9 protein-coding genes are annotated in these 13,064 nt (G+C 69.5%); 4 read left to right on the top strand and 5 right to left on the bottom strand.

The features are described 5' to 3' along the window. Nucleotides 1-5: 5 nt before the first annotated feature. From ACFWXQ_RS29085 to ACFWXQ_RS29070, 4 genes are all read right to left on the bottom strand, one after another. On the bottom strand, nucleotides 6-3,299 hold the full coding sequence (locus tag ACFWXQ_RS29085) for a S8 family serine peptidase (RefSeq protein ID WP_383935393.1): 3,294 nt from the start codon (nucleotides 3,297-3,299) through the stop codon (nucleotides 6-8). A gap of 162 nt (nucleotides 3,300-3,461) precedes the next feature. After that, nucleotides 3,462-4,484, bottom strand: coding sequence for an ABC transporter (locus ACFWXQ_RS29080; protein WP_383935395.1), 1,023 nt, complete (start codon nucleotides 4,482-4,484; stop codon nucleotides 3,462-3,464). Beyond that, a complete protein-coding gene (locus ACFWXQ_RS29075; RefSeq protein WP_383935397.1) occupies nucleotides 4,481-5,455 on the bottom strand; it encodes an ABC transporter ATP-binding protein in 975 nt (324 codons plus the stop codon). Before ACFWXQ_RS29075 ends, ACFWXQ_RS29080 begins: the two co-directional genes overlap by 4 nt. Beyond that, entirely contained in the window at nucleotides 5,455-5,868 is a 414-nt protein-coding gene (locus tag ACFWXQ_RS29070; protein ID WP_383935399.1) for a GntR family transcriptional regulator, read from the bottom strand. Before ACFWXQ_RS29070 ends, ACFWXQ_RS29075 begins: the two co-directional genes overlap by 1 nt. A 175-nt stretch (nucleotides 5,869-6,043) precedes the next feature. Between ACFWXQ_RS29070 and ACFWXQ_RS29065 the strand changes: the two genes are divergently transcribed. Further along, complete coding sequence (locus ACFWXQ_RS29065) at nucleotides 6,044-6,478, top strand: SgcJ/EcaC family oxidoreductase (RefSeq protein WP_383935401.1); 435 nt, start codon at nucleotides 6,044-6,046, stop codon at nucleotides 6,476-6,478. Nucleotides 6,479-6,587: 109 nt separating this feature from the next. Here ACFWXQ_RS29065 and ACFWXQ_RS29060 read toward each other — a convergent pair whose 3' ends face one another. Beyond that, nucleotides 6,588-8,879 (bottom strand): heterodisulfide reductase-related iron-sulfur binding cluster, encoded by a 2,292-nt coding sequence (locus ACFWXQ_RS29060; protein ID WP_383935403.1) that lies wholly within the window; start codon nucleotides 8,877-8,879, stop codon nucleotides 6,588-6,590. A 370-nt stretch (nucleotides 8,880-9,249) separates the two neighbouring features. Here ACFWXQ_RS29060 and dnaK point away from each other — a divergent pair, with 370 nt between their 5' ends. The 3 genes from dnaK (at nucleotide 9,250) to dnaJ (ending at nucleotide 13,064) form a co-directional block, all read left to right on the top strand. Beyond that, on the top strand, nucleotides 9,250-11,115 hold the full coding sequence (gene dnaK / locus ACFWXQ_RS29055) for a molecular chaperone DnaK (protein ID WP_383935405.1): 1,866 nt from the start codon (nucleotides 9,250-9,252) through the stop codon (nucleotides 11,113-11,115). Then, complete coding sequence (grpE, locus tag ACFWXQ_RS29050; RefSeq protein ID WP_383935406.1) at nucleotides 11,112-11,780, top strand: nucleotide exchange factor GrpE; 669 nt, start codon at nucleotides 11,112-11,114, stop codon at nucleotides 11,778-11,780. Before dnaK ends, grpE begins: the two co-directional genes overlap by 4 nt. 87 nt (nucleotides 11,781-11,867) lie before the next feature. Further along, nucleotides 11,868-13,064, top strand: a complete 1,197-nt coding sequence (dnaJ, locus tag ACFWXQ_RS29045; protein ID WP_055615522.1) for a molecular chaperone DnaJ — start codon at nucleotides 11,868-11,870, stop codon at nucleotides 13,062-13,064.

Genomic DNA, 13,064 nt, shown 5'->3' with positions numbered 1-13,064 from the left:
GGGCCCTACTTGGTCGTGCGGTAGGCGCCGTAGACGGTCTGCTTCAGGGTGTTGCCGTCGGCGTCGGTGAGGGTGGCCCGCAGGGAGACCGTGCCGGGCCTGGCGGGGCTGCGCAGCTTGAGCAGCTTGCCGTTCACGGCGGTGGTGCTCTTCCAGGTCCTGCCGTCGTCGTAGGAGACGGCGAAGGCCAGCTTGCGCAGGGTGCCGACCTTGGTGGCCGCGCCCTGGAGGGCGAAGGGCACGCTGAGGGTCGTACCGGCCTTGGCGGTACTGGCCGTCGACAGACGGGGCGTGTAGCGGACGACGGTCAGCGGGAGCCGCTCGGGACTGTCACCGGGGACATGGGCCGAGGTGAAGGTCCAGGTGGCGGTCGTACGGCTGCCGACCGGGGACTGCGCCGGAGCGCGGGAGGCGTCCACGTCGAGCTTGTAGGTGTGCTTGCCCGCGGGAAGCGTGTACGACTCGCCGTCCAGCGGGGTGTTCACGGCGAAGATCTTCTTTCCGTCGGCGTGGAGCGAGCTCCTGGCCTTGGTGTGGATGGAGAAGCCCATGTTGCCGACGCCGTCGGAGAACAAGGGTACGGACGCCGTGAACGTGTCGCCGACGCGGACCGCTCCGGGTCGCTTCTCGCCGGGCGGGAGGGCGCCCTGCGGGAGGGACGGGCCGAAGACGCCGATGTTGAAGCGCTGGGTGTACTCCTTGCCCGCTGCGTACGCCCTGGGGGCGCTGACCTGTGAGCCCTCCCAGGTCGGCTCGCCCTCGGAGTCGGGGGCGCCCTGCTGGCTGGCCTGGTAGAACCACCTGATGCCGTTGGGCAGTACGTAGTCGGTGCCGGTCAGCGGCAGACGGCCCTGGGTGTTGTAGAAGTTGAAGAAGCCGTCGGGCAGCAGCGGCGAGGCGACGATGGACGCGGTCCTGCCCTGGGCGGGCGCCCCGACGACGACCTTGATCCTGGTCAGCTCGGCACGCTTCACGGTCCTGGTGAAACCGGACAGGTCGCCCGTACGGTTCCAGGCCAGCCGGTAGTTGACGGACTTGTGGTTCCAGATGCCGTGGTACATCGCGGTCGCCTCGGCGGCGGGCACCGGGGCACCGAACTGGCCGACGCGGATGTTGCCGAGGGACCGGGTGTCGTACACGGTGGTGTAAGGCTCGTTGTTGACGTTGACACGGAGGAAGAACATCGCGCCCGCGGGCTTGGCCGCGCCGTCCGGCACGGTGATCCTGACGGGTTTCGTCTTCCGGGCGTCCATGACCAGGGTCGTGTCCTTGGTCAGCGCGAACTTCGGGTTCAGCAGCACGGACCGGCCGTCGCCGCTGGTGAAGAACATCCCTTGCAGGGCGTAACGGCCCTTCGGCAGACGGATGGTGACCACGCCGTCCCGTTCGGCGACGGTATCCGTCCAGACGTCGTTGTCCAGTCCGTAGATGTTCGTCGCGGCGTCGGCAGCGGCCTTGCCCTTGAGGTCGAGGTGCTTGATGGTCAGGTCGTACGACTCGATCTCGCGGACCACGCCGAGGGAGGTGCGCGCGGTGGTGGCGCCGTCGGCGCCGGTGGCGGTCAGCGAGCCGCCGAAGCTGCCGTCGGCCGTTCCTCCCCGGGTGTCGCTGGTCACGGTGGCGGTCGCCTCGCCGCCCGCCGGGACGGTGAGCCGTTGCGGCGAGACGGTGAACAGGCCCTGGTCCGCGGGCTTTCTGTCGTTGCCGTAGGCCTCGATGGCCAGGTCGAGGGTGACCGGCTCGGTGCCCGCGTTGCGGTAGGTGACGTCCTTGGTGACCGGCTGGTCGTCGGTGTGGGGGTACTTCTGTGTCCCGAAGCCCAGCGAGGTCGGGCTGCTGGTGAGTTGCTGGCTGATCGCCCTTCCGACATCCACCCGGCCGGTGCCCTGTGTGTACGCGGAGGTCGCGCCGGCCGGCTTCGCGGAGGCGGTGAGGGCGGCCTTGATCCGCGGGCCGGTCCAGTCCGGGTGCCGCTGGGCCAGGATCGCGGCGGCGCCCGCCACATGCGGGGTCGCCATCGACGTACCGCTCATGGAGACATAGCCGTCGGCGGCGGGGTCGCCCATGTTCCCTTCGGCGGCCTTGGCGGCGACGATGTCCACGCCCGGCGCGGTGAGGTCGGGCTTGAGGGCTCCGTCGGCCGTGGGACCGCGGCTGGAGAACTCGGCGATGGCGTCCTGCCGGTCGACCGCGCCGACGGTGAGTGCGGCGGCGGCGCTGCCGGGGGTGCCGACGGTGCCTTCGTCCGGGCCCTCGTTGCCGGCGGCTATCACGAACAGGGCGCCGGAAGCCGACAGGTCGCCCACGGCCTGCTCGACGGGGTCGATGCCGGGGGCGTCGGTGCCGCCCAGGCTCATGTTGACCACCTTGGCGCCCTGCGCGACGGCCCACTGCATACCGGCGATGACACCGGATTCTTCGCCCGAGCCCTCGTCGTCGAGCACCTTGCCGACCAGGAGCCGGGCACCGGGCGCGACGCCCGCGTACTTGGTGCCCGCGGGGGACGCGGCCCCCGAGCCCGCGATCGTCGAGGCCACGTGCGTGCCGTGGCCCGCGCGGTCGACGGTGTCCGCGGCGGCGGAGAAGTTCTTCTCCGCGTCGATACGGTCCTTCAGGTCCGGGTGCGTGGCGTCGACGCCGCTGTCGAGGACGGCGACCTTGACACCCTTGCCGTCGTACCCCGCCGTGTGGGCCGCGGGCGCGCCGATCTGCGGCACGCTCCTGTCCAGGCTCGCCTTCACCTTGCCGTCCAGCCAGATCTTCCTGACCTTCGAGGCGCCGGTGCCGCTGGTGAGGGTCTCCCACAGGGCGGATCCCTCGGACTTACGGGCCCGTACGGCGTCGCCGTTGATGCTCGGCAGGTCCCGGCGGACCGTGGCGCCCGAACTCCGGAACGTACCCGCCGACACGGACGTGCCCTTGTCGTACGTGACGATCAGCGGTAGGTCGGAGCGGCGGGCGTCGTCGTAGCGCCCGCCGACCAGCCGCTTCACGTCGAACAGCCGCCGGTCCACCGTGCCGTTCGCGATCAGCGGCTCGGCGTCGCGCGGCACGACATACGCGCGGCCGGCGGCCTGCTGGATGCGGAAGCCGATCCCCTTGCGGCCCTCGGCGGCCAGCACACCGGTGACCTGGCCCTTGGCGTCCAGGGCCACCTTGTCGCCGGTCACGAGCGTGACCGTCCTGGCGGAGGCGGGGAGGGGGGCATCGGCGAGGGCGGCCTGGGCGCCGCCGGACGTGCTCACCAGCAGTCCGGCGCCGAGCGCCGCCGCGAGAGCGGCAGCCGACGGGACCGTCACGACCGCTCGTCTTCTGTGCTTGTGCGACTTCAACTCGGGCCTTTCACATGGTTCATGGCGATGTGATCGCCGGTTCGGGGCAGCATCAGGGCACGGCGGAGCGGCGGTGCGGCCGCTCGGCCGTGTAAGGAGAGGGAGATCGGGTGGGACGAAGACGCCGGCTCAGACGAGGCGCTTACGACCCCAGAGAATGACGAACGCGGCGATGCCGGCGGTCAGGGCCAGCAGGATCGAGGCGCCGAGCCACTGCATGGAGGACATCTGGGAGATCGGGATGTACTCGATGTTCCAGCCGACGACCTGTGCCTTCTCCAGGCAGGCGTTGGCGGCCTTCTCCGTCGGCTCGTTGCAGCTGCCGTAGCCGATGAGGTCACCGGACGCGGTGAGGTAGGACTGGTCCACGACATGGGTGCCGTCGGGCAACTTCGGGAAGTTGTCTCCCCCGACACCGTTGGTCGTGACGGTGACGACGTCCCCGAGGGCCATCCGGAAGTGCGACCACACCATCTGCACGGCGACTGCGAAGCCGAGGGTGACGACCATGGACAGCAGGGTCCGGCGCAGCAGCACGCCGATCGCGATGCCGCCGACGACGGTGAGCAGGGTGAGCGCCACGGGCACGGGCCCACTGCTGTCGAAGGCGAGTCCGTCGGACCAGTCCAGCACGTACGACGACGACTTGACCGGTGACCACCACCAGGTGAACACGGCGGAGGCCGCCGCGGTGGACACCGCGACCACGACCGCGGTCACCCCGAGCTTGGTGGCGAGCCAGCGGACCCGGCCGGCGGACTGCGCGTTGACCAGCTTGGCGGTGCCGCTCTCCATGTCCCCGGCGAGCAGCGGCGCGCCCAGGAAGACACCGATCAGGACGGGCGCGTAGCCGAGCAGCTGGCCGGCCATTCGGAGCGGCCCCTGGTCGAACTTCTCCTCCCAGCCGGACTTCAGGCCGTCGATGGAGCCGTATTCGTCGAGGTACATCATCATCTGCTGGCGCCCGTAGAGCATCACCGCGACGGTGATCGCGGCGGCGGCCAGCAGGGTCCAGTACGCGGCCCGGTGCTGACGCCAGACGAGCCAGTTCATGCCGCTGAGCCGGGGGCCACGGCCACGGCCTGCCTGGGTGTGGGCGGATTCGGCGGGGGCGGGGCTGCCGGTGCTGCCCGTGCTGGTCATCGTGCTCATGCCGCCACCGCCTGCGGGGCGACGTAGGAGCTGGGGCTGATCAGGGGCGGTGCCTCGGGGGAGCGCAGATAGGCGAGCAGGAGTTCCTCCAGGTTCGGGGTGCTCGCCTGCCAGGGGCCGCCGCTGACCGGCCCGTCGGGGCGGACCAGCGCGGTGAACTGCCGTCCGCTGGTACGGGTTTCGACGACGGTGTGGTACGCCACCTCCGGGGGTGTCCGCCCGTCCGAGTGGACCCCTGTCAACACGGCGTGGGCGGTGCGGAGTTCGTCGACCTCACCGGCGAGCCGCAGCCCCCCTTCGGCGATGACCAGCAGGTAGTCGCAGGTGTTCTCCAGCTCGGCGATCATGTGGGTGGACATCAGCACGGTGGTGCCGCGCTCGGCGGCCTCGGCCAGCAGGGTGCTCATCAACTCGTGGCGCACCAGCGGGTCGAGGTCGGACATCGGCTCGTCGAGGAGCAGCAGGTCCGGGCGCTTGCCGAAGGCGACGGCGAAGGCCACCCGGGTGCGCTGGCCGCCGGAGAGGGTGCCGATCCTCGCCTCGAAGGGCACGTTGCCCGCGCGGACGATGTTCTCGGCCGCCCGCTGGTCCCAGCCGGGGTTCAGCTCGCGGCCGAGCCGCAGGGTCTCGGCGACGGTGAAGCGCTTGAACAGCGGCTTCTCCTGGGCGAGGAACGCCGTACGCCGGCCGGCCTCCGCGGACTGCGGGGCCGCGCCGAACACCCGCAGGGTGCCGGAGGTCGGCTCCAGCAGGTTGGCGGCGATGGACATCAGCGTGGTCTTGCCGGCGCCGTTGGGGCCCACCAGACCGCAGATCCGCCCGGCCGGCAGCCGGAAGGAGCAGTCGCGCAGGGCCCAGCCCCGGCGGTACCTCCTGCCGACCGCGTGGGCCTCTATCGCGGAGTCGTCCGCGAGGCCCCCGTAGCCGCCCCCATAGCCCGAGTAGCCCTCATGGCCCGTCCCGTTGCTCATCATCCGTGTCCCCCGTTCCCGGCGGCCGCCCTGGTCTCGGCGTACCGCTCCTCCATCACGGACGTGACCAGCGCGGTCACGTCCTCCTGTTCCAGACCCGCTTCGTGGGCCCGGTCCATCCACGCCTCCAACTCACCCCGCAGCGGCGAGTCCGCCCCCGCCTGGGGACGGGCCAGCGACTGGCGGACGAAGGTGCCCAGACCCGGCCGCAGTTCCACCAGGCCCTCCCGGTCCAGCTCGCGGTAGGCCTTGAGCGTGGTGTTCGGGTTGACCGCGGAGGTCGCCGCGACGTCCTTGGCCGTCGGCAACTGGTCCCCGGGCACGAGTACGCCGAGGCGCAGGGCCTGCTTGGTCTGCTGGACGATCTGCTGATAGGCGGCCACCCCGCTCCGCCTGTCGATCCGGAACTCCAACCTCCATCACCACCCTTTAGCTAATGAACTAGTGGATTGATGATGGCGATGATGGAGCACGGATCGCGTACCTGTCAAAGACCCCAGGTCGACGCCACGCCGGGGGCGCTCCGGCCTGAGCGCCTTGACTTGAATGCCTTGACCTGAACCAAAGTTGAGGTTCTACGTTCTCCGTATGGACACCACGAACGCCACGAACCCCGCCCTCTCCGCCCAGGACACCGAGGAGCGACGGATCCGCGAACTCGTCGCGCGCAGCCAGGAGGCCCAGACCGATCCGGACGTGCTGCCGGCCCTGCACACCTCCGACCTGGTGCTCATCAACCTCGCGGGCCGGCGTGTCTTCGGACGGGAGGACTTCGCGGCGGCCATGACCGCGGCGCTCGCCTCCCCGCTCAGGGACGTCAGGACCACGCTGGAGGTCGACGACATCCGGTTCGTACGGCCCGACGTGGCCATCGTGAGCCTGACCAAGACGGTCCACGACGAACGGCCGGACGCGCAGGGCCCGTCCGACTTCCCCGCGCGCGGCGCGATGACCTACGTCCTGACCCGCGACGAGGACGCCGCCTGGCACATAGCCCTGGCCCAGACGACCCCGATCGCCTGAGCCCGGCACGACAACACCCCATGTCCCGGGGCTGAACCAGGACATGGGGTGCTTCGTTACGGGGGTGAGGCTCTCCGGCCACCGGCCGGTTCACCGGCCGGTGCTCCGGTCACTTCACGGGCTGCGGCTCCGGTGCGTTCTCCGACTCGGCCTCGCCCGCCGGGGGCTCGTCGTCGAGCGGGGTCTTCACGGAGTCGAGCAGCAGCTGGGCCACGTCGACGACCGTGATGGACTCCTTCGCCTTGCCGTCGTTCTTCTTGCCGTTGACCGAGTCGGTCAGCATGACGAGGCAGAACGGGCAGGCGGTGGAGACGATGTCCGGGTTGAGGCTGAGGGCCTCGTCGACGCGCTCGTTGTTGATGCGCTTGCCGATCCGCTCCTCCATCCACATCCGCGCACCACCGGCACCGCAGCAGAAGCCGCGCTCCTTGTGGCGGTGCATCTCCTGCTGGCGCAGGCCCGGGACGGCCGACATGATCTCGCGCGGAGGCGTGTAGATCTTGTTGTGACGGCCCAGGTAGCAGGGGTCGTGGTAGGTGATGAGGCCCTCGACCGGGGTCACCGGGATCAGCTTGCCCTCGTCGATCAGGTGCTGGAGCAGCTGGGTGTGGTGGATGACCTCGTAGTCGCCGCCGAGCTGCGGGTACTCGTTGCCGAGGGTGTTGAGGCAGTGCGGGCAGGTCGCGACGATCTTCTTCGCGGACTTGGGCTTCTTCGACTCGGCGGTGAAGTTGCCCTCGTCGTCCATCTCCTCGCCGAACGCCATGTTCAGCGCGGAGACGTTCTCCATGCCGAGCTCCTGGAAGAGGGGCTCGTTGCCCAGGCGGCGGGCGGAGTCACCGGTGCACTTCTCGTCGCCGCCCATGATCGCGAACTTGACGCCCGCGATGTGCAGCAGCTCGGCGAAGGCCTTGGTGGTCTTCTTGGCGCGGTCTTCGAGCGCACCGGCGCAGCCGACCCAGTAGAGGTAGTCGACCTCGGAGAGATCCTCGATGTCGCGGCCGACGACCGGGATCTCGAAGTCGACCTCCTTGGTCCACTCCAGGCGCTGCTTCTTCGCCAGCCCCCAGGGGTTGCCCTTCTTCTCCAGGTTCTTGAGCATCGTCCCGGCCTCGGAGGGGAACGCGCTCTCGATCATCACCTGGTAGCGGCGCATGTCGACGATGTGGTCGACGTGCTCGATGTCCACGGGGCACTGCTCGACACAGGCGCCGCAGGTGGTGCAGGACCACAGCACGTCGGGGTTGATGACGCCGTTCTCTTCGAGCGTCCCGATGAGGGGCCGCTCGGCCTCGGCGAGGGCGGCGGCGGGCACGTCCTTGAGCTGCTCCGCGGTCGCCTTCTCGTTGCCCTCCATGTCCTTGCCGCCACCGGCGAGCAGGTAGGGGGCCTTGGCGTGGGCGTGGTCCCGCAGCGACATGATCAGCAGCTTCGGGGAGAGCGGCTTCCCGGTGTTCCAGGCGGGGCACTGCGACTGACAGCGCCCGCACTCGGTGCACGTGGAGAAGTCGAGGATGCCCTTCCAGGAGAACTGCTCGACCTGGGAGACGCCGAAGACGTCGTCGTCGCCCGGGTCGGTGAAGTCGATCGGCTCGCCGCCCGAGGTCATCGGCAGCAGGGCGCCCAGCGCGGTGCCGCCCTCGGCGTTCCGCTTGAGCCAGATGTTCGGGAAGCCGAGGAAGCGGTGCCAGGCGACACCCATGTTGGTGTTCAGCGCCACGGTGATCATCCAGATCAGCGAGGTGCCGATCTTGATCATCGCAACGAGGTAGACGAGGTTCTGGAGCACGCCGAGGGAGAGCCCCTTGAAGGCGAGGACCAGGGGGTACGAGGCGAAGTACGCGGCCTCGTAGTGCTCGACGTGGTGGATCGCGCCCTCAAGACCGCGCAGGGCGTAGATCGCGAGGCCGATGGTGAGGATGACGTACTCGACGAAGTACGCCTGCCAGGCCTTGGAGCCCGCGAAACGGGACTTGCGGCCGGCCCGGGAGGGCAGGTTCAGCAGCCGGATCGCGATGAGCACGGCGATGCCGAGGATCGTCATCACGCCGATGAACTCGATGTACATCTCGAACGGCAGGAAGCCGCCGATGACGGGCAGCGTCCAGTCCGCCTCGAAGAGCTGGCCGTACGCCTGTGCGAGGGTCGGCGGCAGCGTCAGGAAGCCGATCGCGACGAACCAGTGGGCGAAGCCGACGATGCCCCAGCGGTTCATCCGGGTGTGACCCAGGAATTCCTTCACCAGGGTGATCGTGCGAGCCTTGGGGTTGTCGGTGCGGCTGCCCGCCGGCACCGGCTGGCCCAGCTTCACGAACCGGTAGATCTGCGCGACGGCTCGGGCGATGAGCGCAACGCCGACCACGGTCAGGACCAGCGACACGATGATCGCGGCGAGTTGCATTTCGGGACTCCTCGGGCCTGCGAGGTTCTCTTCGGGGTGGGTCTCCCGGTTCCCCGAAGATTGATTACTAAGCGGTAACTTATGCAGTCCTCTGAGACTACCCACTCCTGTGTCCGCACTGTAGTCAGGGGTGCGGTGATCTGCGTCGCTGAGGCTTGCCTGAGTGAGTCGTGCCCCTTTAGGGGCGCGGGGAACTGCGCGACCAGCCCCCACCGGCCCGCAGCCGACATCCGACCCCGCAGGTCAGGGCCTAATTGCGCGTAAGGATGAGATAAGAGTTGAGCCCCCACGACTCACCTCTGTTGACCCAGCGGTGAGCGTCGTGCACACTTGAGCCTGTTCCACTCAAGTCATTGCTGGAGGAATTGAAATGGCACGTGCGGTCGGCATCGACCTGGGCACGACTAACTCCGTCGTCAGCGTTCTGGAGGGCGGTGAGCCCACCGTCATCACCAACGCCGAGGGCGCCAGGACCACGCCGTCCGTCGTCGCCTTCGCCAAGAACGGTGAGGTGCTCGTCGGAGAGGTCGCCAAGCGCCAGGCGGTCACGAACGTGGACCGGACCATCCGCTCGGTGAAGCGTCACATGGGCACGGACTGGTCCATCGAGCTCGACGGTAAGAACTTCAACCCGCAGCAGATGAGCGCGTTCATCCTGCAGAAGCTGAAGCGCGACGCCGAGGCGTACCTGGGCGAGAAGGTCGCGGACGCGGTCATCACCGTCCCGGCGTACTTCAACGACTCCGAGCGTCAGGCGACGAAGGAGGCCGGTGAGATCGCGGGCCTGAACGTCCTGCGCATCGTGAACGAGCCCACCGCGGCGGCTCTCGCGTACGGCCTCGACAAGGACGACCAGACGATCCTCGTCTTCGACCTCGGTGGCGGCACGTTCGACGTGTCCCTCCTGGAGATCGGTGACGGCGTCGTCGAGGTGAAGGCCACGAACGGCGACAACCACCTCGGTGGTGACGACTGGGACCAGCGCGTCATGGACTACCTGGTCAAGCAGTTCTCCGCGGGCCACGGCGTGGACCTGGGCAAGGACAAGATGGCCCTCCAGCGCCTCCGCGAGGCCGCCGAGAAGGCCAAGATCGAGCTGTCCAGCTCCACCGAGACCTCGATCAACCTGCCCTACATCACGGCGTCCGCCGAGGGCCCGCTGCACCTGGACGAGAAGCTCACGCGCGCCCAGTTCCAGCAGCTGACGGCCGACCTCCTGGAGCGCTGCAAGACGCCGTTCCACAACGTCATCAAGGACGCGGGCATCCAGCTCAGCGAGATCGACCACGTCGTTCTCGTCGGCGGCTCCACCCGTATGCCCGCCGTCGCCGAGCTCGTCAAGGAGCTGACCGGCGGCCAGGACGCCAACAAGGGTGTGAACCCGGACGAGGTCGTCGCCATCGGCGCCGCCCTCCAGGCCGGTGTCCTCAAGGGCGAGGTCAAGGACGTCCTGCTCCTCGACGTGACCCCGCTGTCCCTCGGCATCGAGACCAAGGGAGGGATCATGACCAAGCTCATCGAGCGCAACACCACGATCCCGACCAAGCGGTCCGAGATCTTCACGACGGCCGAGGACAACCAGCCGTCCGTGCAGATCCAGGTCTACCAGGGCGAGCGCGAGATCGCGGCGTACAACAAGAAGCTCGGGATGTTCGAGCTGACCGGTCTGCCGCCGGCCCCGCGCGGGGTCCCGCAGATCGAGGTCGCCTTCGACATCGACGCCAACGGCATCATGCACGTGACCGCGAAGGACCTCGGCACGGGCAAGGAGCAGAAGATGACCGTCACCGGCGGCTCCTCGCTGCCGAAGGACGAGGTCGACCGGATGCGCCAGGAGGCCGAGCAGTACGCGGACGAGGACCACCGTCGCCGCGAGGCCGCCGAGTCCCGCAACCAGGGCGAGCAGCTCGTCTACCAGACGGAGAAGTTCCTCAAGGACAACGAGGACAAGGTCCCCGGTGACGTCAAGACCGAGGTCGAGTCGAGCATCGAGGAGCTGAAGACCGCTCTCAAGGGCGAGGACACCACCGAGATCCGTACGGCCACCGAGAAGGTCGCCGCCGTCTCCCAGAAGCTCGGCCAGGCGATGTACGCGGACGCGCAGGCGTCGCAGGGTGCCGCGGGCGCCGAGGCCCCGGGTGCCGACGCCGGCGCCGGTGCCAAGGCCGCCGACGACGACGTCGTGGACGCCGAGATCGTCGACGAGGACCGTGACCGCAAGGACGGTGCCGCGTGACAGAGGAGACCCCGGGCTTCGACGAGCAGCCCGACGTCCCCTCCGGCGCCACCCCTGAAGACGCCGAGCCGAAGCCGGCCCCCTCCGTGGAGGAGGGGGCGGCCCAGGCCGGGGACGCGGCAGCAGCAGCACAGATCGCGGGCCTCACCGCCCAGCTGGACCAGGTGCGTACGGCGCTCGGCGAGCGCACGGCGGACGTCCAGCGGCTCCAGGCCGAGTACCAGAACTACCGCCGCCGGGTCGAGCGCGACCGGATCGCGGTCAAGGAGATCGCCATCGCGAACCTCCTGACCGAGCTCCTGCCCGTGCTCGACGACATCGGCCGCGCGCGGGACCACAGCGAACTGGTCGGCGGCTTCAAGTCGGTGGCCGAGTCGCTGGAGACCGTCGCGGCGAAGATGGGTCTGCAGCAGTTCGGCAAGGAGGGCGAGCCCTTCGACCCGACGATCCACGAGGCCCTGATGCACAGTTACGCACCGGACGTCACCGAGACGACGTGCGTGGCGATTCTGCAGCCGGGGTATCGCTTCGGCGAGCGCACCATCCGCCCCGCGCGGGTGGCCGTCGCCGAGCCGCAGCCGGGCGCGCAGACGGTCAAGGGCGACGAGACGGACGCGACCCAGGCGGCCGACGACAAGGAGAGCGGTGGCCCGGACGAGGGCTGACGTGAAACAGGGCGTACGCGCGCCCGTATGCAGCACGAACACCAGGCGCGTACGTGACAGTGGCGTGCGGAAGGAGGGGCGTCGAGGATGAGCACCAAGGACTTCATCGAGAAGGACTACTACAAGGTCCTCGGCGTCCCCAAGGACGCCACCGAGGCCGAGATCAAGAAGGCGTACCGGAAACTCGCCCGCGAGTACCACCCGGACGCCAACAAGGGGAACGCGAAGGCCGAGGACCGCTTCAAGGAGATCTCCGAGGCGAACGACATCCTCGGGGACCCCAAGAAGCGCAAGGAGTACGACGAGGCCCGCGCCCTCTTCGGCAACGGCGGGTTCAGGCCGGGGCCCGGCGCCGGAGGCGGCAACTTCAACTTCGACCTGGGCGACCTCTTCGGAGGCGGCCCCGGTCAGGGCGGAGCGGGCGGCCAGGGCGGCGCCGGCGGCTTCGGCGGCGGTATCGGTGACGTGTTCGGCGGGCTGTTCAACCGCGGTGGCGCCACCACCGGCACGCGTACGCAGCCGCGGCGCGGCCAGGACATCGACACCGAGGTCACGCTCAGCTTCACCGAGGCCGTGGACGGGGCGACCGTTCCCCTCCGCATGACCTCGCAGTCCCCCTGCAAGGCCTGTTCGGGCACCGGCGACAAGAACGGCACACCGCGCGTGTGCCCGACCTGCGTCGGCACCGGCCAGGTCGCGCGGGGCTCGGGCGGCGGCTTCTCGCTGACCGACCCGTGCCCCGACTGCAAGGGCCGCGGCCTGATCGCGGAGCACGCGTGCCTGGTCTGCAACGGCTCGGGGCGCGCCAAGTCGTCCCGCACCATGCAGGTCCGTATCCCGGCCGGGGTGTCGGACAGCCAGCGCATCCGGCTCCGCGGCAAGGGCGCACCGGGCGAGCGGGGCGGGCCGGCGGGCGATCTGTACGTCACCGTGCATGTGGACGCCCATCCGGTCTTCGGCCGCAAGGGCGACAACCTCACCGTCACCGTCCCCGTCACCTTCACGGAGGCGGCGCTCGGCGGCGAGGTCCGCGTGCCCACGCTCGGGGGACCCCCGGTCACCCTGAAGCTGCCCCCGGGCACACCCAACGGCCGTACGATGCGCGCCCGTGGCAAGGGCGCGGTCCGCAAGGACGGCACCCGCGGGGACCTGTTGGTCACCGTCGAGGTGAGTGTCCCCACGGACGTGACGGGGAAGGCTCGTGACGCGCTTGAGGCGTATCGCGAGGCCACCGCGGACGAGGACCCGCGGGCGGAGCTGTTCCAGGCCGCGAAGGGAGCATGA

The organism is Streptomyces sp. NPDC058697 (assembly GCF_042715345.1).
Lineage (GTDB): Bacteria > Actinomycetota > Actinomycetes > Streptomycetales > Streptomycetaceae > Streptomyces > Streptomyces liliifuscus.
This window is presented reverse-complemented; position numbering and strand designations above follow the sequence as displayed.

What these genes read in the sequence shown, in the direction of transcription:
- ACFWXQ_RS29080 (WP_383935395.1), bottom strand. Translation starts at nt 4,484, where the DNA reads ATGAGCACGATGACCAGCACGGGCAGCACCGGCAGCCCCGCCCCCGCC.
- ACFWXQ_RS29075 (WP_383935397.1), bottom strand. Translation starts at nt 5,455, where the DNA reads ATGAGCAACGGGACGGGCCATGAGGGCTACTCGGGCTATGGGGGCGGC.
- ACFWXQ_RS29065 (WP_383935401.1), top strand. Translation starts at nt 6,044, where the DNA reads ATGGACACCACGAACGCCACGAACCCCGCCCTCTCCGCCCAGGACACC.
- ACFWXQ_RS29060 (WP_383935403.1), bottom strand. Translation starts at nt 8,879, where the DNA reads ATGCAACTCGCCGCGATCATCGTGTCGCTGGTCCTGACCGTGGTCGGC.
- dnaK (WP_383935405.1), top strand. Translation starts at nt 9,250, where the DNA reads ATGGCACGTGCGGTCGGCATCGACCTGGGCACGACTAACTCCGTCGTC.
- dnaJ (WP_055615522.1), top strand. Translation starts at nt 11,868, where the DNA reads ATGAGCACCAAGGACTTCATCGAGAAGGACTACTACAAGGTCCTCGGC.